Source organism: Thiomonas sp. FB-Cd (assembly GCF_000733775.1).
In the GTDB taxonomy this organism is placed as follows: domain Bacteria; phylum Pseudomonadota; class Gammaproteobacteria; order Burkholderiales; family Burkholderiaceae_C; genus Thiomonas_A.
Window position 1 is genome coordinate 971,098 of the sequence record NZ_JPOE01000002.1, and the last position, 22,278, is coordinate 993,375.

Annotated in this window: 17 protein-coding genes; 4 read left to right on the top strand and 13 right to left on the bottom strand. The window is 63.3% G+C overall.

Annotated features, from left to right (window positions below; all coding sequences use genetic code 11):
• Positions 1-8: 8 nt before the first annotated feature.
• The 5 genes from CD04_RS23565 to CD04_RS0104790 all read right to left on the bottom strand — a co-directional run bounded on the left by CD04_RS23565 (position 9) and on the right by CD04_RS0104790 (position 5,924).
• The gene (locus tag CD04_RS23565) at positions 9-479 is read right to left on the bottom strand and encodes a hypothetical protein (RefSeq protein WP_156030094.1); all 471 of its coding nucleotides are present in this window, start codon (positions 477-479) and stop codon (positions 9-11) included.
• A gap of 231 nt (positions 480-710) precedes the next feature.
• On the bottom strand, positions 711-1,151 hold the full coding sequence (locus CD04_RS0104775) for a cyclic nucleotide-binding/CBS domain-containing protein (protein ID WP_031404646.1): 441 nt from the start codon (positions 1,149-1,151) through the stop codon (positions 711-713).
• Between the two features lie 50 nt (positions 1,152-1,201).
• Positions 1,202-2,257, bottom strand: a complete 1,056-nt coding sequence (locus tag CD04_RS0104780) for a 2-oxoacid:ferredoxin oxidoreductase subunit beta (protein ID WP_031404647.1) — start codon at positions 2,255-2,257, stop codon at positions 1,202-1,204.
• A complete protein-coding gene (locus tag CD04_RS0104785) occupies positions 2,254-4,095 on the bottom strand; it encodes a 2-oxoacid:acceptor oxidoreductase subunit alpha (protein WP_031404648.1) in 1,842 nt (613 codons plus the stop codon). Before CD04_RS0104785 ends, CD04_RS0104780 begins: the two co-directional genes overlap by 4 nt.
• Positions 4,092-5,924: an FAD-dependent oxidoreductase gene (locus tag CD04_RS0104790; protein ID WP_031404649.1), complete on the bottom strand. Its 1,833-nt coding sequence runs from the start codon at positions 5,922-5,924 to the stop codon at positions 4,092-4,094. The genes CD04_RS0104785 and CD04_RS0104790 overlap by 4 nt, the downstream gene beginning before the upstream one ends.
• A gap of 378 nt (positions 5,925-6,302) precedes the next feature.
• Here CD04_RS0104790 and CD04_RS0104795 point away from each other — a divergent pair, with 378 nt between their 5' ends.
• Complete coding sequence (locus CD04_RS0104795) at positions 6,303-6,776, top strand: Crp/Fnr family transcriptional regulator (RefSeq protein ID WP_031404650.1); 474 nt, start codon at positions 6,303-6,305, stop codon at positions 6,774-6,776.
• Positions 6,777-6,836: 60 nt separating this feature from the next.
• Here the strand turns inward: CD04_RS0104795 and CD04_RS0104800 are convergent, their stop codons facing one another.
• From CD04_RS0104800 to CD04_RS24070, 5 genes are all read right to left on the bottom strand, one after another.
• Positions 6,837-8,756, bottom strand: a complete 1,920-nt coding sequence (locus tag CD04_RS0104800) for a TRAP transporter large permease subunit (RefSeq protein ID WP_231480468.1) — start codon at positions 8,754-8,756, stop codon at positions 6,837-6,839.
• Positions 8,753-9,769, bottom strand: coding sequence for a TRAP transporter substrate-binding protein (locus CD04_RS0104805; RefSeq protein ID WP_031404652.1), 1,017 nt, complete (start codon positions 9,767-9,769; stop codon positions 8,753-8,755). Before CD04_RS0104805 ends, CD04_RS0104800 begins: the two co-directional genes overlap by 4 nt.
• Before the next feature lie 173 nt (positions 9,770-9,942).
• Complete coding sequence (locus CD04_RS0104810) at positions 9,943-10,725, bottom strand: SDR family NAD(P)-dependent oxidoreductase (RefSeq protein ID WP_031404653.1); 783 nt, start codon at positions 10,723-10,725, stop codon at positions 9,943-9,945.
• Between the two features lie 307 nt (positions 10,726-11,032).
• Entirely contained in the window at positions 11,033-11,830 is a 798-nt protein-coding gene (locus CD04_RS0104815) for a hypothetical protein (RefSeq protein WP_156030096.1), read from the bottom strand.
• Between the two features lie 490 nt (positions 11,831-12,320).
• Positions 12,321-12,542, bottom strand: a complete 222-nt coding sequence (locus tag CD04_RS24070; RefSeq protein WP_031404655.1) for a hypothetical protein — start codon at positions 12,540-12,542, stop codon at positions 12,321-12,323.
• On the opposite strand from CD04_RS24070, the gene CD04_RS0104825 reads away from it, so the two are divergent.
• The 3 genes from CD04_RS0104825 (at position 12,532) to CD04_RS0104835 (ending at position 14,799) form a co-directional block, all read left to right on the top strand.
• A complete protein-coding gene (locus tag CD04_RS0104825) occupies positions 12,532-13,305 on the top strand; it encodes a transporter substrate-binding domain-containing protein (RefSeq protein ID WP_231480469.1) in 774 nt (257 codons plus the stop codon). The two genes, CD04_RS24070 and CD04_RS0104825, sit on opposite strands and share 11 nt — an antisense overlap.
• Positions 13,306-13,421: 116 nt before the next feature.
• Positions 13,422-14,090 carry an amino acid ABC transporter permease gene (locus tag CD04_RS0104830; protein ID WP_031404657.1) on the top strand — a complete coding sequence of 223 codons (669 nt, stop codon included), beginning with the start codon at positions 13,422-13,424 and terminating at the stop codon, positions 14,088-14,090.
• Positions 14,077-14,799 carry an amino acid ABC transporter ATP-binding protein gene (locus tag CD04_RS0104835; protein WP_031404658.1) on the top strand — a complete coding sequence of 241 codons (723 nt, stop codon included), beginning with the start codon at positions 14,077-14,079 and terminating at the stop codon, positions 14,797-14,799. Before CD04_RS0104830 ends, CD04_RS0104835 begins: the two co-directional genes overlap by 14 nt.
• Positions 14,800-15,008: 209 nt before the next feature.
• Here CD04_RS0104835 and CD04_RS0104840 read toward each other — a convergent pair whose 3' ends face one another.
• From CD04_RS0104840 to CD04_RS0104850, 3 genes are all read right to left on the bottom strand, one after another.
• The gene (locus CD04_RS0104840; protein ID WP_031404659.1) at positions 15,009-20,156 is read right to left on the bottom strand and encodes a RecQ family ATP-dependent DNA helicase; all 5,148 of its coding nucleotides are present in this window, start codon (positions 20,154-20,156) and stop codon (positions 15,009-15,011) included.
• Between the two features lie 73 nt (positions 20,157-20,229).
• The gene (locus CD04_RS22455; protein WP_156030100.1) at positions 20,230-20,715 is read right to left on the bottom strand and encodes a lipopolysaccharide assembly protein LapB; all 486 of its coding nucleotides are present in this window, start codon (positions 20,713-20,715) and stop codon (positions 20,230-20,232) included.
• A 207-nt stretch (positions 20,716-20,922) separates the two neighbouring features.
• A complete protein-coding gene (locus tag CD04_RS0104850; RefSeq protein ID WP_081857805.1) occupies positions 20,923-22,035 on the bottom strand; it encodes a GGDEF domain-containing protein in 1,113 nt (370 codons plus the stop codon).
• Between the last annotated feature and the right edge of the window lie 243 nt (positions 22,036-22,278).

The window sequence follows — 22,278 nt, forward strand, 5'->3', positions numbered from 1 at the left end:
CGCCTGCGTCATGATCGCCCGCGGCCGCCCTCAGCCTTGCGCCCCACGCGCCGCAGCACCCCCACGTAATGCCCCAGCCGCTGCTCCCCGGCGCGCCGCCCCGGCATGCAGCTCTCCAGCTCGAACCACGTCCCCACCGCATCCATCTCTCCCATCGCGTCCCGATGCCCCGCCGCCGCCGTCCACCCCGTCACCCGGTACGCATGCTCCGCCGCCAGCGCCTGCGCCACCAGCACCACGATCCGCTCGCCGTCGCGCACCCCCACCAGCATCGCCGCATGCCCCTGCGGGTGCGCCGCCGATTGCAGCACCACCGGCTCCGCATCCGACGCCAGCCAGCGCCCGCGCCTCCACGCCTGCCCCGATGCCACCTCCTGCATCCGCTCCTCGTCCATGATCGCCTCCCTCACCCAGTCCCGTTTGGATGCCTCGAAGTTTAGGAACGCCCCACCGCCCACGCGGTGAATAAATGCACACATTCGCCCCTTTTCTGCCCCCAGGCGCCCTTGCCGCCCCCTATGCACCCGCGTCAGGCGACGATCCGGACACGGGTAGTGCCAAAGTGCAGGGCGGCAAGATGCCAAGCAGGCGTGCGTTGCGCACGCATTGCGGCGGCGGGAACCTCGTCCCCGTGCCGGGGCGGGCTCGGGGGTGTGCGCCCGGCTGGGCCAGAGCCGCCGTGCGGCCCCAAGGAGGGCCGGCGACGGGGCTCAGCCCAGCGCGTCGTTGACCTGGTCGTGAAACTCCGCCAGGTTGATCGCAGCGCCGATCTCGCGTGGCAGCGCGTCCCGCACCGAGAACACCCCAAGGATCTTCGACGTGGGCGCCACGACCGGTAGATGCCGGAAGCCGCGCTCGATCATGATCAGCACGGCTTCGGAGACTTTCGTGTCGGGCCCGACGCACTGCGGATCATGCGTCATGACCTCCGACAGCTTGGTCGTTTGCGGATTGAGGGCCTTGGCCAGCACGCGCGTCATCAAATCGCGCTCGGTCACGATGCCCACCATGCGCCCCGAGGGGTCAATGACCAGGACGCTGCCGCAATTGGCCTTGGTCATGACACAGGCCGCATCCCACACGCTGGCCTGCGGGGCCAGGCTAATGACGTGGCGGTGCGACATCGATTGGAAAACCGTGCGTTCAGTCATGATCAACCTCCCGACCCTACTGCGGCAACCCGAACCCTGGCAAGACGCCTTCAGCGCAGCGATGCATTGATCTTCTCAAGCGCCTGCGCGCCGGGGCAAAGCTCGCTCGCCTGCAGTGTATTGAGCGGCGTGTCGCTCGTATTGAGCGACACGTGCAGATCCACCGCAACCGGATCCAGATACAGCAAGCCTGTGACGATTTCTCCGCGCGCCTGGCGCTCGTGCATGTAGCTCAGCGCTGCGTAACGATCGGTTGGATCATAGTCCGCGTGCAGCTTGCTCAAGCGCAACGTGGAGCCGTCGTGCTGCAGCACGTCGATCGTCGAGCCGGCAGCATAGTCCACCGTGATCTCGCTGTGCGCCGGCAGAAAGTCGATGCGGCTCACGGCCTCGTCGTGCCAGCGCACGTAGTCGTAGCTCTTGGTGCTGCCGCTATGGTTGTTGAAGGTCACGCACGGGCTGATGACGTCGATGAATGCTGCGCCGCCATGTTCCAGTGCGCCCTTGATGAGGGGCACAAGCTGCTCCTTGTCACCTGAAAAACTGCGCGCGACGTACGTGGCGCCCAGTTGCAGGGCCAGACCGACCAGATCCACCGGATTGTCCCGGTTGACCGCCCCCTTCTTGCTCTTGGAGCCGCGATCGGCCGTGGCAGAGAACTGTCCCTTGGTCAGTCCGTAAACACCGTTGTTCTCGACGATGTAAGCCATGCGCACGCCACGGCGCATGGCGTTGGCAAACTGCCCCAGACCGATGGAGGCCGAATCGCCATCGCCGGAGACCCCGAGGTACAGCAGATCCCGGTTGGCCAGGTTGGCGCCCGTGAGCACCGAGGGCATGCGCCCGTGCACGGTGTTGAAGCCGTGCGAGGCGCCGAGAAAATAGTCCGGTGTCTTTGAGCTGCATCCAATACCGGAGAGCTTGGCGACCCGATGGGGCTCGATATTGAGCTCCCAGCAGGCCTGCACGATGGCTGCCGAGATCGAGTCATGGCCGCAACCGGCGCACAGGGTGGACACGCGGCCCTCGTAGTCGCGGCGCGTGTACCCGACCGCATTGGTGGTGAGGGTTGGGTGATGCAGTTTCGGCTTCGCAAGGTACGTCATGCCGCCTCCTTTTGCAGCGGGGTCTCCGTCTGCACCGGGGTCAGGTTTTGGGCAATCGCTTCGCTGATGAAGCGCGCCGTGATGGGCGTGCCGTCATAATGCAGCACCTTCACCAGACGCGCCGGATCGATCGACAGCTCGTTGACCAACAGCGTGTGCATCTGGGCGTCGCGGTTCTGTTCGACCACGAACACCTTGTCGTGTTCCGCCATGAACTGGCTCACCGACTCGGCAAACGGGAATGCGCGCAGCCGCAAGGCATCGAGCTCGTAGCCTTGCTGCGTTAGCACATCGAGCGCTTCGCGCATGGCCGGACTGGTCGAGCCGAAGTACAGCACGCCAAGCCGCGTTGCACGCTCGGCGCGGCGCAGCTCGGGCTGCGGCGCAAGCGCGGCCGCCGTCTTGAACTTCTTCAGCAGCCGTTCCATGTTGTACACGTAGTCGGACCCCCGCTCCGAATAGCGCGCGTACGGATCACGGGTCGTGCCGCGCGTGAAATAGCTGCCGAGCGTGGGGTGCGTGCCAGGCAATGTGCGCCAGGGAATTCCGTCCCCATCCACATCCTTGTATCGACCAAAGTCCTTGCCGGCCTCGAGCTCCTCCGCGGTCATCACCTTGCCCCGGTCATAGGCGCGCGCGTCGTCCCATGTGAACGGCTTGCACAGGCGCTGGTTCATCCCGATGTCCAGGTCACTCATGACGAAGATCGGTGTCTGCAGCCGCTCAGCAAGGTCCAGTGCGGCCGCTGCATGCTCGAAACATTCATGCGGGTCTTCCGGGAACAGCAAGACATGCTTGGTGTCGCCGTGGGACGCATAGGCGCAGGCGAGCAGATCGGATTGCTGGGTGCGCGTGGGCATGCCCGTCGACGGTCCGCCGCGCTGCACATCGATGATCGTGATGGGGATCTCGGCAAAGTACGCCAGGCCGATGAACTCCGTCATCAGCGAGATGCCGGGGCCGGATGTGGCCGTGAAGGCCCGCGCGCCGTTCCAGCCTGCGCCGACCACCACGCCGATGGATGCCAACTCATCCTCGGCCTGGACGATCGCCACCCTGTTCTTGCCGCTTTGGGGTTCGACGCGGAATTTGTCGCAGAACTTCTGGAAGGTTTCCGCCACCGACGATGACGGGGTGATCGGATACCAGGCTGCAACCGTCGCCCCTCCGTAGACGCAGCCAAGTGCCGCCGCGCTATTGCCGTCGGTGAAAATCTGGTTGCCCACCTTGTCGGCGCGCTGCACCCGGATGCCCAGCGGCGCCTGGAGATGGTTTTTGACGTAATCACGCCCAAGGTGCAAGGCCCGCACGTTCGATTCGAGCAGCAACTCCTTGCCCCGGTACTGTTCGGCAAAGAGCGTCTCGAAGACCGCGGCGTCCACATCCAGGAGCACCGACAGTGCGCCCACATAAATGATGTTCTTGAACAACTGCCGCTGACGCGGGTCCGCATAGGCCGCATTGCAGATCTCGGTCAACGGAACGCCGATGACCTCGATGTCCTTGCGCAGCGCCGACTCCGCCACCGGGCGCGTGCTGTCATAAAAGAGGTAGCCGCCGCTTTGAACTTCGGCCACGTCCGCGGCCCAGGTTTGCGGGTTCATGGCCACCATCATGTCCACCCCGCCGCGCCGGCCGAGATAGCCCTTTTCGCACACGCGCGCTTCGTACCACGTCGGCATCCCCTGGATGTTGCTGGGGAAAATGTTGCGCGGACTCACGGGCACGCCCATGCGCAGGATCGCCTTGGCAAACAGCTCGTTGGCCGAGGCCGAGCCCGAGCCGTTGACGTTGGCAAACTTGATGACGAAGTCGTTGACCGCCTCGATGCGTTTCATGCGACCTCCAGGGTGCTGGGAATGGGTTGAGCGGCGCGGCTATACGGGCCGGCCTGAACGGTCGTGAGCTGAAATTTCTGCATGTCCCAGGCCCCCGTGGGGCAGCGCTCGGCACACAGTCCGCAGTGCAGGCAGACATCTTCGTCCTTGACCATGACGCGCCCGGTCTTGAGCGGCGCCGACACGTACAGCGCCTGGGTCAGGTTGCGAGCCGGCGCCTTCAGTCGCGTGCGCAACTCCGCCTCCTCGCCGTTGTGGGTAAACGTGATGCAGTCCATCGGACAGACATCCGTGCAGGCGTCGCACTCGATGCAGGCCTGCCGATTGAAGACGGTTTGCACGTCACAGTTCAGGCACCGGCTGGCCTCCTTGAAAGCCGTGGCGGCGTCGAACCCCATTTCCACCTCGACTCGGATGCTCGCCAGAGCCACCTCGGCGGCGGCCCAGGGCACCCGAAATCGCGTGTCGGGGGACACGTCATTGTGATAGGTCCACTCGTGGATCCCCATCTTGGTGGACATCAGGTTGGTGGTCGGAGCCGGGCGCACGCGCACGTCCTGTGCGTGCACGAAGCGGTCGATGGAAATGGCCGCCTCGTGGCCATGCGCCACCGCCGTGATGATGTTCTTCGGGCCGTAGGCCGCATCCCCACCGAAAAAAACGCGCTCGAGCGTGGACTGGAACGTGCTGCCATGCAGCACGGGCAAGCCCCATTTGTCGAACGCAATGCCCACATCGCTCTCGATCCAGGGAAAGGCGTTCTCCTGGCCCACGGCGATCAGCACGGCATCGCACTCGACAAACACCTCGGGCTCGCCCGTGGACACGAGGGTGCGCTTGCCGTTGCCATCGTAGACCGCCTCGACGACATCAAAGCGCATGCCGGTGAGCTTGCCGTTTTCGTGCACGAACGCTTTCGGCACATGAAAGTTGAGGATCGGAATGCCCTCGTGCAGCGCGTCTTCCTTCTCCCACGGCGACGCCTTCATTTCCGCAAAGCCGCTGCGCACGATCACCTTCACGTCGGTGCTGCCCAGCCGTCGGGCCGAGCGGCAGCAATCCATGGCCGTATTGCCACCACCCAGCACGATCACGCGCTTTGCGCTGCTCGTGATATGGCCAAACGACACCGAGGCCAGCCAGTCGATGCCGATGTGCACGAGGTCCGCCGCCTCACGGCGTCCGGGAAGATCCAGATCGCGCCCACGGGGCGCGCCGCAGCCGACGAAGATTGCGTCGTAGCCCTCGTTCAGCAGACTGCGCATGGACTGCACGCGCTGCCCACTCCTGAACTCCACACCCATGTCCAGGATGTAGCCGGTTTCCTCATCGATCACGGCCTCGGGCAGGCGAAACCGCGGAATCTGCGAGCGGATGAACCCCCCGGCCTTGGCTTCCCCATCAAAGATCGTCACCGCGTAGCCCAGTGGCGCAAGATCACGCGCCACGGTGAGGGACGCAGGTCCGGCGCCGACGCAGGCGACGCGCTTTCCGTTGCTGGGGCCGATGGCCGGCATGCGGCTCCTGACGTCGCCCTTGTGGTCGGCCGCGACACGCTTGAGGCGGCAGATGGCCACGGGCTCGGGCTGTGCGCGGTTGTTCTGCTCGACACGGCCGCGGCGGCAGGCGGGCTCGCAGGGCCGGTCGCAGGTGCGCCCGAGCACGCCGGGGAACACGTTGGAGACCCAGTTCACCATGTAGGCGTCGGCGTTGCGGCCTTGCGCAATCAGACGGATGTACTCCGGCACCGGAGTGTGGGCCGGGCAGGCCCACTGACAATCAACGACTTTGTGGAAGTAGTCTGGATCGGCTGTGTCCGTGGGTTTCAACTCGGTCTCCTGCAAGGCGTGCTGAACAACTCCGACGGCGACCGTCAAGCCAGCGCCATCGTCTGAAGCCGCCCCAAACCGCGCGCGCTTTGCCGGCCAGGGTGCAAAGTGCGGCCATCCGAGCACCCCATTGCCTTCCAGCGCCCATGGCCCCTTTTCTGCGATTTGGGTGGAAATCAGTGTAGAACCTCGGGCGCCCCAGCGTTTCCATGCAAGCGGCCATTTCCCGACTTTGTTTGATTTGGAACAAGTCGGCTTTTGCCGGTTCGACCATGGCACAGCCTCGCGCATTTCCCCGTTTGTTTGACTTCGGACAAAGCGTGCCTCGCCCAGCCGCGCTGCAATGCAATCCATTCACGGCCCACCGGGAAGTCCGTCATGCAAGCTGCCAATCTCGCGAAGTACCTGCAAACGCACACCATTCTCTCCGCGCTCAGTGCGCAGCAATTGGCGCCGCTGGTGGCCCATGCCAAGGAACAGCATCTGTCGCCCGGCGAGGTGCTCTTCAGTCAGGGCGACGCAGCCCGGCACTTTTATGTCCTGCGCGAGGGTGCCGTGCAGATCGGTGTGCCGGCGATCAACGGCCCGGCACTCGAAGTGCAGGCGCTAGGCGCGGACGCCGTGATCGGCTGGTCGTGGCTCATTCCACCGTATCGGTGGAGTTTCGAGGCCAAGGCGCAATCGGATGCGTCCCTGGTGGCGTTTGACGGCAAGGCGATCCTGCAGGAATGCGAGAAGGATCCGGCCCTGGGCTACGCGCTGATGAAAGTCTTCGCCGCGCTGATGTCGCAACGGCTGGATGCAGCGCGCCTCAAGATGATGGAAAGCTGGATGCCACCCGGCTGGGCCTGAGGGCACGACACGCCCCCCGGCCGTGTGGCCATCTGGGGCGGTGACTGCGGCTCCTGGGTCTCATCCAAGAAAACACGTCGACAGCCACGGCACCGCGGCGACGATGAGGATCCCAACGAGCAATGCCACCATGTAGCCCAGCATCGGGCGGATCCCGGCGTCGGGATTCACGCGCCCAATGGCGCACGCCGCGTAGTAGCCGACCCCAATGGGTGGCGTGAACAGGCCAAGCCCCATGGCCAGGACCGCCACCATCGCGTAGTGCACCTCGTTGAGACCGAGCTGCTGCGCAATCGGAAACAGCAGTGGCCCGAACAGCACCATCGCGGGAATGCCCTCGAGCACCGATCCCAGTGCGATGAAGAGCACGATCGATACGGCAAGAAAGGCGATCGCGCCACCGGGCATGCTTGCCATGGCGCTGGCCAGATCGCCCGAGAACCCCGACTGGGTCAGGCCCCAGGCAATGGCCGTGGCCGTGCCGATGATGAGCAGGATGGCGCCCGACAGGCTGGCGGTGTCGATGAGCATCGGCACGATGCGACGCCACTCGAACTGGCGGTAGAACAGCAAACCGGCAAACACCGCGTAGACGATGCCCAGCGCGGAAACCTCGGTGGCTGTTGCAACACCGTCCACCACGGCCCCGCGGATGACAAACGGCAGCACGAGTGCGGGGACGGCGACGGCGAACAGGCGCCCGATCTCCCGCAGCGGTGCGCGCCTGACCTGACTCAGGTCCTCATGGCGATGGCGCATCCACACCACCACGCACAGAATGAGGCCGGTGACCAAAGCCGGAAGCATGCCTCCGGTAAACAGCGCCGAAATCGACACGCCGGTGACCGATCCGATCGTGATGAGCACAAGGCTTGGCGGGATGGTCTCGGTCTGCGCGCCCGTGGCTGCAAGCAGCGCGACCAGTTCGCCGGGCTGTTCACCGCGCCTTTGCATCTCGGGGAACAGGGCCGGTGCGATGGCCGCCATGTCCGCGGCTTTCGAGCCGGAAATGCCCGAGACCAGGTACATCGCCCCCACCAGCACGTACGACAGGCCGCCGCGAACATGCCCCAAAAGGCTGGCGAGAAACGCAACCATCGCGCGCGCCATACCGGTCATCTCGATCAACAGTCCAAGAAATACGAAGAGGGGCACGGCAAGCAAGATCAGGTGGGACATGCCTTCGTCCATGCGTCCCACCATGATGAGCAGAGGCGTCTGCGTGGACAGGGCAAGATAGCTGAATGCAGCCAGACCGAACGCGAAGGCGATCGGGATGCCGGCGAACACGCAGGCTCCGCCCACGCCGACAATGAAGATCAGCAGGTTGAGTCTGCCCAACGGACTGAACAGCGGTGCGGCGGCCCAGAACGCAGCAACGAGGAGCGCAACCAGCGCGCACGCCATCAGCGCATGCCTGGGCTTGGCCACGCGCGCCAGGCGAAGCGTGGCAACCAGCCCCATCAACACGATGCCCACCGGCATCGCCGCCGCGCGCCATACATCGGGCAGACCGAGCGCCGGCGTGGTGATCGCAGCCTGATCATGCGCGAACAGGGTTGCGGGCCAGACCACCAGGACAAGAAACGCCAGGCTGGCGGCGATCGCCACCGCCTCGGCGAGCGCCCGGGCCTGCGGCCGGAGCCTGTTGACGAGCGCCGTCATCCGCATATGGTCGCCGCGCCGCAGCGCAACAACCGAGCCCATCATCGCAAGCCAAAGGAAGAGAATCGAGGCCAGTTCGTCCGACCACACCAGGGGGTGGCGAAACACCGTGCGCGCAACAATGCCCGACAGCAACACGCCAATCTCGACCAGCACGAGCAGGCCGGCCGGGATCTCGATGGCCCAGCCCAAAACGCGATCCAACCCGCCCAGCCAAGTGGGGGGCGGCAAGCCTGCGGCGCCTGCTTGCCCCGTCCCCTGCCCCGAAGGCTGGCCCATGACGGCACCTGGCGGGCGCCGTCCTTCATCGCTCATGCAAGTCTCCCGGAGCTGGCCTCCAGGATGCCCCATGCCTCATCGCCAAACTTGGCCTTCCACTGCGCATAGAACCCTGCACGGCGCAGCTGGTCGCGGAAGCTGTCGGGTTTCGTGGCGTTGAATTGCATGCCCTTGGCGGTGAGCTGCGTCTGCAGCGTCGCGTTGAGCGCCGCCACGTCCACGCGCTCCTTCATGGCTGCCGCATTGACGTGCTTGGCAACGATGGTGCGCAAATCGGCAGGCAGGCGATCCCACAAGCTGCGGTTCGAGAGGAACCAGAACCCGTCCCACATGTGGTTGGTGAGCGAGCAGTACTTTTGCACCTCGTACAGCTTGGCGGTCGAGATGATCGCCAGCGGATTCTCCTCGCCATCGACCAGCTTGGTCTGCAGCGCCGAGTACACCTCGGAGAAATTGATCGAAGTCGGCGCGGCGCCAAAGGCCTGGAACATCGACGTCCACAGCGGTGAGACCGGGACCCGGATCTTGAAGTCTTTCAGATCGGCCGCTGTGCGGATCGGCTTGGTGGACGAGGTGATCTCGCGAAACCCGTTGTCCCAGATTTTGTCCATGGCCACCAGGTTGGCCTTGGCGATCTGGCCGCGCACGTAGGCCCCAAGCTTGCCATCAAGCGCCTTCCACACGGCGTCGTAGTCCGCAAACGCAAAGCCAATGCCGGTGATCGCCGCTGCCGGCACGAGTGTGGCCAGAATCAGGCCCGACAGCGTGAAGAAGTCAATGCCCCCAGCGCGCAGCTGCGTCAGCATGTCGGTATCCGAGCCGAGCTGGTTGTTCGGAAAAATCGTAATGTTGACCCGCCCTTTGGTCGCGGCGCGGATGGCGTCGACCATCTCCTTCGCACGCACGTTCATCGGATGCGTGACAGGCAGGTTGTTGGCGTACTTGAGGTTGAAAACCTCCGGCGCCGCGTTGGCGCGCGTCTGCGGCAGTCCGAGCATGAGCGCGCCGCTGCCGGCAGTTGCAAGGAAATCGCGTCGGGTGATGGTCATTGTTATGCCTCCTGAGATTGTTGTGGATGATGCGGCCAAAACCTCCACTTCAAGGCGCCGCGACCTGGCCTGGGCCGCGGCGGTTCAAATCTGTGCGCTCAGGTTCCCCATACGGCCCTGGCAAGCCGTGGCGACGCATCGTCGTGCATGCGCTGAAGATCGTTGCCGGGCAACTACGCGGCATTGCGGCGCAGCGTGGGCAGGCCAACGCCGGCTGCCTCGAACCCGCCATCGACGGCAAGCACCTGGCCGTTGATGAAACTGGCATCCGCACTGCACAGGAAGCCGACGGTCGCGGCCATCTCTTCGGCCGTGCCGTACCGGCCCAGCGGAATGGCGTCGTAATAGTCCGAGCGCACCGCAACACTGTGCACGAGCTTGGCCATGTCGGTTTCGACCGGCCCGGGCGCAATCACGTTGGCGCGGATGCCGATCGTGCCCAACTCCACCGCCTGCTGCTTGGTCAGGTGAATCAAGGCGGCCTTGCTCGTGCCATAGGCCACGCGCAGCGTGCTGGCGCGCAGTCCGGAAATCGAGGCGATGTTGACCACCGCGCTGCCTTGTCGCATCAGGGGCGTGAAGGCCTGCGTGCACAGGAAGGCGCCATCGAGGTTGGTGCCGAGCACATGGCGCCACTCGGCATAGGACGTTTGCGCAATCGGCTTGAAGACCGCCACACCGGCGTTGTTGACCAGCGCATCCACACGCCCGAACCGGCGCTCCACCGCTGCGGCAGCGCGCGCGACTTGCTCGGGGTCCGACACGTCGCAATGCACGGCAAGCACGTCGTCGGCACGCGCCAGCGCCTTTTCCGTGCGCCCCAGTGTCTCGGCATCGATATCCACAAGCGCCACGTGGTAACCGTGGGCGAGGAACCAGCGTCCGATCGCAAGACCGATTCCCCGTGCGCCACCAGTGACGACCGCCACGCGAAACTCAAGACCCGTTGAAGGCATGCAAATGTCCTCGTTGCCCTGATGAAGAACCCTCAACGCATCGTATTACATGTCCCTGCACGGCAGTGCGCGCAGTGTCCAGCGCACAGCGCACGGACCTCATTTTGTGCAGAGTCGACAAGGCTCGCAGCCGGCGCTGCGGCAGCAGTGATGCGTGCCGGGCCTGGGCCGTGCAGCCTTGGCACGTCGCGTCCGAAAAGCCTGCGCGGGTCTTCCCAGCGAGCAGCAGGTGCAGGCGATCGAGCCTGGCGCAAGCGTGTGCGTGGTCGGGTCCGGCACTCACCCATTGGAGTGCCGGCGCCTTCAATCAGCGTTGCCCGAAGAGAAGCGTTCCGAATTGCCGAGTCGGGTCGACGACGCCGACGAGCAGCTGTCGGGTCGTCGAGTTTGCGGTCAGGTAGCTCAGTCCGATTCCACTGGCCGTGCCATTGGCGAGCACGCAGGGATAGGAGCCAAAAGTGACTGCCACATCGAAGACGTTCTTGCCCGAGGCACGCGGCGTCAGCGTGCCGCTGAAGGTGCAGCCTTGCGACGAGCCCGAGAAGGTTCCATTCGGATTGATCGTGACAGCAGCGGGCGCGCCTTGCAGCGTGTAGGCCGTCCAGGGTCCGCTCACCGTGTTGATATCGGCTGGCGCGCTGTACGTGTAGGAGCTGCTTTGAGGCACCGTGCCGGTAAACGTGTTTGAGACGCTGGTGTTTGACGCGCTGGTCTCGTTGACGGTTCCATTTATGCTGACCCCTGGCGTGTACGTGGCTGATAGCGTGCCTGAGAGCGGTTGCCCGCTGGAGGTGTAATCACGCAGGTTCGAGCTCGTGAATGTGGTTCCACTTGATGTCCCCTGCCCCTGGACAAAGCCCTTGACCGTGAGCCCCGTACTCGAGCTCGTCCCGTAGATGGTGTAGTAAGTCCCGTCCTCAAGCACCACGGTGTCGAAGACCGACCCGCTCGATGTGCTTCCGGTGTAGACGCCTTCCGCAGTCGCGGTGGCGGCTGTCGTGGTCGCTGTTGTCGACGTGGTCGTTCCACCACCGCCACCGCCGCCGCACCCGGCCAACAGCGCGCTGACGCCGAATGCGCCGATGAATGATGCCCTGAACTTCATGGTGATCCCCCTGAAACGTTGGTTAGCCCGGTCGGACGCCGGCACATGTGCTGGAAATTTGCAAAAAAAGTGCACATGAGCAACCATGCGCTTAGACGCTCCATGAGGAAGGTGGCCCTGCAACAAGTGTGAGGAAACATTGCCAAGCGCGGCCCGAGCCTGGGCGATCGCGGCGCAAAGCCGCGATCTGTATACAGGCTCCGGGTCTTCTGGTGTCCGGCCAGCGACGGCCCGCACTGTGGCGTGCGCGCATGCGTGTCCCGAAGGCACGCGATCAGACCGTGCCAGCTTGCCCATGCGAGTCCCATGCCCATGCGTGAGCACCCAGGCCTCGCCCCTCGCTCCACGTTCGAGGACGTCCCCCACCCACCAGCGCGCCAGTGCGCCGTGCGTCGGATCGCGTGCTGGCTTATAGCTGGCGAAGCCCGGCTCGACGTCGCGCACACTCAGCGGATTCGATCGGCGTCGGCAATCCGGAGTTGTGTTCGGCTTAGAATCGTTCGCGCGGCGCTACCCATTGCCGTGCATAAATTTGTCGCGGATCAATTTGATCATTGGATCCGAGTGCGGCAAACGACCAATCGGAGGACTGTCGAGCATGGCGTTGCGTCAATCGCTCCGATTCCGATAATTCTTTCAAAAGGAGAAATGCGTTGAAGAACAAAACACTCGCCACGCTCATCGTTCCGATGATTGCCGGATTGGCATTCACCCTCGGCTCGACCACCGCAATGGCTGCCGGCGCATCGACGGCCCCGACCAATATTGTCGTGGGTGCCGATACAACATTCCCCCCGTTCGAAACCGAGGTCAACGGCAAGGTCACGGGGTTCGACATCGATCTGATCAAGGCCATCGCCAAGGCTGAAGACATGACGGTGACCGTGGAGACGATGCCCTTCGATGGGATCATCCCAAGCCTGCAGGCCGGCAGAATCGATGCCGCCGTGGCTGGCATCACGATCAAGACGGGCCGCTTGAAGAGCGTCGATTTCAGCGATGCGTACTACAAGTCGGGTTTGTCCGTGCTCGTGAAGAACGATTCGAAGATCACGAACTTTGCTGGACTCAAGGGCCACGTCGTCGCCACCAAGCAGGCCACGTCGTCGGTGGACTACATGACCAGCCACGGCTTCAACCCGAGCTACATCAAACAGTTCCAGGATATCGACAGCGCGTATGAGGCGCTGGAAACGGGCGGCGCCGACGCGGTGGTTTTCGATAACCCCGTGAACGTCAATTTCAAGACCAGCCACCCGAACGTCAAGATCGTGGGCCCGCTGCTCACGGGCGAATACTACGGCGTTGCGATCAGCAAATCGAAGCCTCAACTGGTCGCGAAGATCAACGCCGGTCTGGCCAAGATCAAGAAAAACGGCGAATACCATCAACTGTTCGTGAAGTACTTCGGCGGTGATGTGAGCGGCCAGGTGATGGCCGTCATGAAGCCCGCTGCAGTTGCCGTCGCTGACTGAAGAGCTTCAATTCATCTGCCGGATGAAACGGATACGCGCGGTGCGATGCACTGCGCGTTTTCGTTACGGCTGTACACGCAACTGATCGCTTCGGTCAAACCAGCAACGCAACGCTCATGCACGTAATCTGGCAAAACCTTCCCGTCATTCTCGACGGCTTGCGCTTGACGATTCAGTATTCGATCGCCGCGATCATCCTGATGGTGATCATCGGACTCGTCGCGGCGCTCATGCGCCTGTCCCGTTTCAAGGTGCTCCAATGGATCGCGACCGCATACGTCGAGCTATTCCGCTCGACGCCGCTGCTGGTCCAGCTGTTCTTCATCGTACTGGGGTTGCCGGCGATTCTGCCGGTTAACGAATGGTTCGGACAACTGCTGTATCCGGTCCTGGCCGCGGCGATCACGCTCAGTCTGAATGAAGGCGCGTACGTGACGGAAATCATCCGCGCTGGGATTCTCGGCGTCGACCGCGGCCAGAAGGAAGCCGCAGAGAGCATCGGGATGACGGGGATCCAGACGATGCGCTACATCGTCCTGCCGCAAGCGTTCAAGCGAATGATCCCGCCGCTGGTCAATCAGGCGGCGCAGACGATCAAGGACACGTCACTGCTCGCGCCGGTGGGCATCGTCGAACTCGTCTACAAGGGCGAGGTCGTGATTGCGGCCACATTTGAATCATTCAAGATCTGGGGCCTCATTGCCACCCTGTACTTCATCATCATCTTCTCGGTGTCGAAGTGCGCATCGTATCTGGAGAGGAGGCTTCAAGTTGATAAGCGTTAAGAATCTGCACAAATCCTTCGGCCATCACGAGATTCTCAAGGGCATCTCGAATCATGTCGACAACAATGAAGTGGTCGTCGTCATTGGTCCGTCCGGCAGCGGCAAGAGCACGTTTCTGCGATGCCTGAACGGGCTGGAGACGGTGACGAGCGGTGAGATCGAAATCGCCGGCATGAACCTGACCAATCCCAAGGTCGACATCCACAAGCTGCGCCAGCACGTCGGCATGGTGTTTCAGCAGTTCAACCTGTTCAAACACCTGACCATCCTGGAGAACATCACGATTGGCCCGCGCAAGGTCAAGAAGATGGGTGTCGAGGAGAGCACCCGGATCGCGCGCGAGCTGCTCGCGAAGGTTGGCCTGGCCGGCAAGGAAAGCAGCTACCCCGATCAGCTGTCAGGCGGCCAGCAGCAGCGGGTGGCGATCGCCCGGGCGCTGGCGATGCAGCCCGACGTCATGTTGTTCGACGAACCCACCTCCGCGCTCGATCCGGAAATGGTCGGCGAGGTCCTGCAAGTCATGAAGGATCTGGCAAAGGAAGGGATGACGATGGTGGTCGTCACGCACGAGATGGGTTTTGCCCGCGAGGTCGGACACCGGCTCATCTTCATGGACAACGGCTATATCGTCGAGGAAGGGCCGCCGAAAGACGTGTTTGCAAACCCGCAGGCCGAGCGTACGAAGAATTTTCTCGCGAAGGTGCTATAACGACGGCGTGGATCCGGCGACGGATCTTTGAGTTGGCCAAGCCAGTGCCCAGCGATGTCGGCTGCCGGGCCCTGGTTTTTCTCTGACGCCGGCACATGTGCTGGACATTCATAAGCCAGGTTAACGAGCAACCACGCTCGGAAGCTTTCCATGAAGGGGGTGGCCCTGCAACAAGTGTGAGGCGAGGTTGCGAATCGCGGCCAGCCGAATCAGCCCTTGCTGGGCTCGAACACGAGCTCCGGAACGATCACTTCCCACGCGTCGACGCGAAGCCGCGACCTGTACTCAGGCTCCGAGTCTTCTGCTGTCCAACGAACGACGGCGCGCACTGTAGCGTGCACACATTGGTGCCCGGGATGGGCGAGATAGGCCCGCGCAAGCTTGCCCACGCGATTGCCATGCCTATCAATGAGCTCCCCGGCCTCGCCCCTCCACACAAGCTCGATGACGTCCCCCACCCGCAAGTGCGCCAGTGCGCCGTGAATCCGATCGCTTGCTGGCTTACGGCCGGCGAAGCTAAGGTCGACGTCGCTCAGACTCAGAGGATCGATGATCCGATCCATGCCGCCCAAAACGTGCGTTGGAATTGGCGCCTGACGCCAAAGTACCGAATCGTCACCGTCCAGCCGGCCCAAAAAGGGGTGCCCCGCGGCACACACCAAGGTCAAGGTCTCAATGGCGCGTGTCATCGCCACGTAGAACAGCCTCCGCGCGGCATCAGCGTCGTCGTCGAGCGCACCCTCCCACCCGCCATCCAGAACCGCGACATGATCAAACTCAAGCCCCTTGGCACCATGCGCGGTTGTCAACAAAACCCCCTTCTGGACTTGGCGCTGACCTCGCCCCCATTCCGCTAGCCATTCCCGGAAAAAGGCCGTTGAGATCGGCAGTTCGCCCGCCTCCAAGCCAAACTCAGTGACTGCCAGTCGCAGCATATCGATCCAGGGGGATGCGGGTTGGTGCGCAACCCAGGCCTGCAGCATCTCCGCCGTAATCAATCCTTGATTAGGAAACGCTTCGAGCATGGACTGGACTTCACGCAAACGCCAGAATGGAATCGGCTTCGCGTCCGCCTTCTGAGCTGGGATGCCAAGACGGGTGCACAAGGCCAGAGCCGGATTCAGCGCGTTCCAATTGCGCGCAAGCAAAGCGCAGCGCGCCCAATCCCACCCGGGCGCGAGCGCCTGCATGCGCTGCCATTCGGCAATGACTGCAAGGGCCTGTTCCTTGGGGTCATGCGAGCAGCGCAGCACCTGCACGCGCCCCTGTACCACAAGATCCAGAGTGGCCCATTCGCCACCGGGCGGACGCTTCGCGCGCGCCCGGTCAACAATTGTGATCGGATGATCGACCTTCATGCGGTCCGGCGCCGCAGCGATGACTGCGTTCGCCGCGGCGATGATGTGTTTGGTCGAGCGATAGTTCTCCACCAAGTAAATCGGGCGCGCCGCGTAGTCCATCTCGAAACGCCGGATGAACTCGACGCGGGCGCCGCGAAACGCATAGATATTCTGATCGTCATCACCCACCGCAAAGAGGCTTAGCTTTTGTTCGGCATCCTGCAGTGTGCGACCGGCGAGCGCTCCAATCAGCGCGTAAAGGCGTTCATCAATATCCTGGTACTCGTCAACCAGGATCCACCGAAATCCGCGCAGCAACCGATCGCGTTGGGCATCAGCCTCATCCTGTGGGAGTCCCCGCCCTTGCAGAAGCGCAACAGCTTCATCGAGGATTGCGTCGAAATCGCGCTCGTCATCGCCGGCGCGCAGGGCTCGGCCCTCAAAGCTTGCGCCCACCAGGCGCATGGCTAGCGCATGGCCTGTCATCACCAGCACCCCCTTGGCATCGTCGCCAATCAACGTGTTCAGACGCCTGCGGATCTCACCCGCCGCGCTGCGGTTGTAGGTCAGCGCGAGGATGCCGTGGGAATTTTCCCGACGGACACGAACCAGATAGGCGATGCGATGGACCAGCGCGCGCGTCTTTCCCGATCCGGGCCCCGCGAGGACCAGAACGTTGCTTTGCTCGCGGTCATCGGCAACGATGCGCTGCTGCACCGGATTGCGAAGCGAGCCGACGATGGCCTGCCACGATTCCGGCGTGGTCTGGCGTTCGAGCTCCTTATCACGCCCGGGAAGCCAACGCACCAGGAACTCCTGCTGCGGCAGCTGGAAGTAGTCCATCGCCAGGCGCAAGGCGTCGGCCATGGCGTTCAGACCCCGCTGAACATACTCCGCCATGACGTGGATCTGCAGCACCTGTTCCTGGTAATGGATCTGCAAGGGCTGAAACTCGACCTTGCCGAAGGCGCGGCGCTCTCGCTGCAGACGGATGGTCATTGCAGGGCGGAAAACGGCCAGGCCCTTGTTGAGGCGAATGACTTCCAGCTCATGCAACCAAAGCAAGCCCCGATCCAGCAGCTTGCCCAGCTTGTCCGGCCTCACCGACGCGCCCACGGTGACATCGGTGCGTAGCACCTGGGTCAGCTCGCCCAATGTGGTCTGAGCAAGCAGATCAATCCCCCTTGCCCCACTCGGCAGCGTCTGCAGAAGGTGGTCGAGCAGCAACCCTGCGGCATTGCGTCGCACCTCCACGCCCTCAATGATGCGTCCCCACTCACGATTCAGGCGCAGCTCAATGGCCTCGGCATCGAGCCGCTTGAGGGTCATGTTGGCCGTGCCACCATCGTCGTCGCGCCCGCCCAAAGCAATGCCGCGAAGACAGCGCGCCACGATCTCCGGTAGCGCATCCGGATGCCCGTCATCCTTGAGTCGCTGTGTCAGATGACGGATGTGCAACACGCTGGGCTCGCCCTTGGCAAGATCCGGCGCCGACTCGCGCAAGCGCTCGATCAGCACGCCTTCCAGAGCAACGATGCGCTCCAGGCGCCTCTTCGAGGACCGCTCGACGCCTGCGTGGACAAACGCGGTCAGGGCCGTATCGTTGCGCGCAATGCCGAGTGCCTCCAGATCGAAAAGCGCCTTGCGTACACCCGAGGATGCAAGTCCAGTTGCTGCCATCAGTTCATCGGTCGAGACCCCTTCGTCGGCATCCGCATTCATGAGCACCTCAACCAGGCTCAGAAGCTGCCTTTGGTATTCGCCTTGGGGGATGCGCCCCTGCAGCTTTGCTGCGGCCTCGTCCAAAGAGGCGATGCGAAGTGAAGACGGAAAGACCTGTACATGGTTTTCCTCGCGCATCAGCAGCCGGGACTCTTCGAGCCAAGCCACAGCCGTGCGCACCCGTGTATCGTCAGTGGCCGTGTCGCGCTCGAAATCTCGGGCCTCATCCTCCAGGAGAATCTCACCCGTCGTCACGATGACCTCGACGGACTCATCGGGCCGCGCCTTTTTCCGCCGCTCCAGGGACCGCAATGCACGCAGAATGGACTGAATCTCAGCCTGGGTGAGGCGTGCGCGGGCTGACAGTCCGAACTGGCGCTCGATGTCCTCAGGCGTGTACAGAAGGATGCAGGTTGCCGCCAGACGATCGCGCCCGGCGCGCCCGGCCTCCTGGAGATAGTTTTCCAGGGAACCCGGAACGTCCGCATGGACGACCAGCCGCACATTAGGCTTGTCGATGCCCATGCCAAAGGCATTGGTCGCGACCATGACGCGCAGCGCGCCCTCGATGAACTGGCGCTGCGTGTCGGTCTTCGCTTCGCCCGACAATCCGGCGTGGAAATGCTTTGCGTGGATCCCAGCCTCGCGCAAAAAAGCGGCGAGATCCTCGGTCCGCCGGCGGCTTGCGCAGTACATGATCGCTCCACCTTCTGCCCCTTCGGGGAGATGATCCAGCAGAAGCTTGGCCACATGGGGAAACTTCTCGGCCGGCGACGTCGGAACAACCGCGAAGTCCAGGTTATCGCGCCGTGCACCACCGTCGAAGACCTTGAGCACGACGCCAAGTTCGCCTTGGAAGTGGGCAACGATGTCTTGCACGACGTCGGGTTTGGCCGTTGCCGTGAGGCAGAGTATGGGCGGAATCGGCCCATCGCAGGCCCTCTCGCGAATGAATCGGCCTACGTAGCGGTAGTCAGGGCGGAAGTCGTGGCCCCATTTCGACAGACAATGCGCCTCATCGAGCACCCAGGCACCGATCTCGCGCTGCCCGAGAACGCGCCGAAACGTTTTGCTGCGCAACTGCTCGGGCGCGACGATGACAATGCCCGCGTCGCCGAGGCGAATGCGATCGAGCGCCTCCCCGCGTTCGGGCATCGACAACAGTCCGCTGATCGCCACACAGCTATCGATGCCTCGCCCCTGCAGACCCGTGACCTGATCTGCCATCAGTGCAACCAGCGGTGAGATGACAACCGTCAACGATCCGGTCTTGTCGAAGCGCGACAGCGCGGGAATTTGGTAGCAGAGCGATTTCCCGGTCCCGGTTGGCAGGATGCCAAGGGCGTGATCGCCGTGCATGGCTGCCTCGACGATCGCCTGCTGCAATGGGCGACCGTCCTTGTCGGCCGGCTCGGGGCGAAAGGCCGAGAATCCGAACCATTTGCGCAACTCCCTTGTCGCATCGTGGCGCTCGCGACACCATGCGCATGTGGGGTCGGTGCAGGCTCGGTCGCGCAACCTTTGAATCAGTGAGCATGCTTGTGGGAACTGATACCGGACCCAGGGCGGCATCACCGAATTGTCGCCCGCGACGGACAGCCACGCCAAGGCATAGGCAAGGGGCCAACCTCCATTCTGAGCCTGGCTCAGAATGTCGCGCGCCTGGGTCAGGCAGGCGCTTCCGGCCAGTAGCCGCCCAATCGCCATGCCGAGTTGTTCCGGCGTGGGATCCAGAGCAGCGCGCAAGGAACGAAAGTAGCGCCCGAAACCGGCCTCTTTGCGAGACCCACGCGCGCACAGGCCGTGCCAGGCAAGCAGCAGATCAGCTGCCGTCTCGCGCATGCCTTGCAGCACCCGGTATTGATCATCAAAGAGATCGAGGGTCAGCGCCGTGTCGAGCAGTGGGTCATTGAAGCGCGCACGCTGCAACTGGCCATCTTGATAATGTTTGACCAGGTGGTGGTAGGGGTTGCGCGGAAATGCCAGGGGGTTGAGCCACAGCGTGTCAAGCACGGGCAGGCTCAGCAATGCAAGGCCGGGCGCGACAGCCGCGAGGTGCGGCCTGTCGAATGCAAGGATGTTGTGCCCAAGCAAAAACTCGCAGCCTTCGGCAAATGCATCGAGCTCAGCAAGCCCCCGCTCCACGTCTCCCCTGTGGAACACAAACTCCGTGCGGTCACGGCCGCGCTGTGCCGCAAAACGGTGAATGCGTCCATCCTTGACGCCGACCTCGAGATCGATACAAAGGCAGTTGGGTGTGAGTACGCGTGTTGCTGCTCGCGCCTGAGACCCCACGTTAGACGTTATTGATTTGGCCCTCATTCATGGCATTCTCCCATCGTTGGCGCGCTTCATGGCCTACACGGCCCTACCCGGACAAATCCCGATCAGGTCCCACTTCGCGTTTGCGCGCCCGGAAGATCCCGATCATGAGGTAGACAAAGGTCAGGATGAACGCCGATGCCAGCACGATCAAACCTGTGCTCGACGACCTCACCGGGCCGGCTTGCACATGTTCCTGAACCTGCGCCGTGAATGCCTTGAGCGCCTGCGCATGCTCGAAACCCGCGCCAGGATCGAGGCGCTCGGCCCGTTGCAGCTCGGCTTGCGCCAGGGGCCACTTGCCTTCATCGGCCAGCAAGCGGGCATCGACATAGTGCACTGCGGCCGAATCCGGATGCGCAGCGAGAACCTGCGCAATGGCCCGGTCCGCTTGGGCAAAGTGGCCCGCCTGCACGGCCGCTTCGACGACAGCCTGGATGGTCTCAGGCGCCGGGGCTTGCGCCGCGAAGACGGGCGCGACCAGGGCGGCCGCAAGGGTGCCGGCGAAGAAGGGGCGCAAACGTTTGTTCACACGAATCATGATCGAAAGAAACCGTCGTTGCCGGGCTCGGCCATCAAGGAGCGGCGTTGCCACCCTCGTTTGGAAGCAATGGTGGTGGCACCGCTTGGGGCTGCCACCGTGTCACACCATACAACAGCGCGAGCTGGTGACGGCGATCGGCTACTCGCAATGGCCAAGGGCCGGGCGCCGACGCCGAACCCCTTTGGCCCGCATGGATCACTCGGCCACGCTGACAAGATTGCGCCCCGCAAATTTGCTTTGATAAAGGGCCTTGTCGGCCCTTCCGATCGCCGCGTTGATGTCTTCGGCGGGCGCCAGCGTGGACACGCCAGCTGACAGCGTGAAGCGGATGTCGGCTTGACGCCATTCGACCCCGGCGGCTTCGCAGGCCACGCGAATGCGCTCGGCCAGCTGGCGCGCATCCTCCGAGTCCGTGCCTGGCAACAGAAAGAGAAACTCTTCGCCGCCCCACCGTGCAACGATATCCCGGTTGCGGCACATGCTGCCAAACATTTTTCCCGCGTGTCTGAGAACCTGGTCGCCGGCTTCATGCCCAAACCGATCGTTGATCTGCTTGAAATGGTCAATATCCGCGAGGACCACCGACATGCTCTCGCCGCGACGCCCTGTCTGTGCGATGCACTGCTTGGCCAGGTCCAGCAAATGCCCGCGGTTGGCCAATCCCGTGAGCGCGTCGGTCGTGGCGCTCTGGCGCAGTTTGCGTTCGGACTTGCGCACGTTTTCCGAGTAAAAGCGCGCTGTGTAGCTGGCCATCACGAAGAAGATCGCGACATTGAAGACGTTGAGGGCCCAGAGCTCAGCGCGACCGATCGGTGCCAGGGCCCCCAGCGCAGACGACGCCGCATGCAGACCCAGATAAAACGCAAAGAGGAACAGCAACGGAAAAACTGTGACGCGCCAGCCGCCACTCACGATGATGGCCGGGATGAACATCAACAGGTAGTAATGAAATCCGCTATCCCAGCCCAAAAACAGGGTTCCCAGGGCTGCGTGGCCGACAACCTCCGTCCAGACCAGAAACAGGGCAAGAGCGTTCCGGCGTTTGGTCAGCAGGGCGTAGGAGGCCGCGTACATCGCGATGCTGAGCACGTTGGGCCAGGCCTGTCGCGGCGCGCCGATCGCCAGGAAAAACGCCAAAAACGCGAAATCCACGCATGCCGCCAACACGACCACGCGGCGCACCATGATCCAGAACGCGCCGTGGGCGCGTGTGCGCAGCTCCCCGCCGCCGACGCCATGGATTTCAGCCCGTCGAGCGCCCCGGGTCACATCCAATATCGATTGGGTGGTCTCTTGCGATGCGGACATTGCATTCCTGATTGATGAGTCGTCTTGAGAACAGGTCCCACCGAGGCCCGCCCTGCAATCCCAAGCCCGGCTGCATCGCAGACGATGACGGGCAGGGACAGACTGGCGAGCACGCCCTGGGTGGCCTCGCGCTCGTCGGACCGGCTTTCGCCCTTGTGCGGGTGCAGCGCGAGGTCACAAATGTACCGCGGTGCATCATAGTGGGGCCCATGCACCCACCAGCGTTGCCGACGGTTGCCAGCG

Coding starts and splice junctions, on each gene's coding strand:
- CD04_RS23565 (WP_156030094.1), bottom strand. CDS start 479: ATGTGTGCATTTATTCACCGCGTGGGCGGTGGGGCGTTCCTAAACTTC.
- CD04_RS0104775 (WP_031404646.1), bottom strand. CDS start 1,151: ATGACTGAACGCACGGTTTTCCAATCGATGTCGCACCGCCACGTCATT.
- CD04_RS0104780 (WP_031404647.1), bottom strand. CDS start 2,257: ATGACGTACCTTGCGAAGCCGAAACTGCATCACCCAACCCTCACCACC.
- CD04_RS0104785 (WP_031404648.1), bottom strand. CDS start 4,095: ATGAAACGCATCGAGGCGGTCAACGACTTCGTCATCAAGTTTGCCAAC.
- CD04_RS0104795 (WP_031404650.1), top strand. CDS start 6,303: ATGCAAGCTGCCAATCTCGCGAAGTACCTGCAAACGCACACCATTCTC.
- CD04_RS0104800 (WP_231480468.1), bottom strand. CDS start 8,756: ATGAGCGATGAAGGACGGCGCCCGCCAGGTGCCGTCATGGGCCAGCCT.
- CD04_RS0104805 (WP_031404652.1), bottom strand. CDS start 9,769: ATGACCATCACCCGACGCGATTTCCTTGCAACTGCCGGCAGCGGCGCG.
- CD04_RS0104810 (WP_031404653.1), bottom strand. CDS start 10,725: ATGCCTTCAACGGGTCTTGAGTTTCGCGTGGCGGTCGTCACTGGTGGC.
- CD04_RS0104815 (WP_156030096.1), bottom strand. CDS start 11,830: ATGAAGTTCAGGGCATCATTCATCGGCGCATTCGGCGTCAGCGCGCTG.
- CD04_RS0104830 (WP_031404657.1), top strand. CDS start 13,422: ATGCACGTAATCTGGCAAAACCTTCCCGTCATTCTCGACGGCTTGCGC.
- CD04_RS0104850 (WP_081857805.1), bottom strand. CDS start 22,035: ATGTCCGCATCGCAAGAGACCACCCAATCGATATTGGATGTGACCCGG.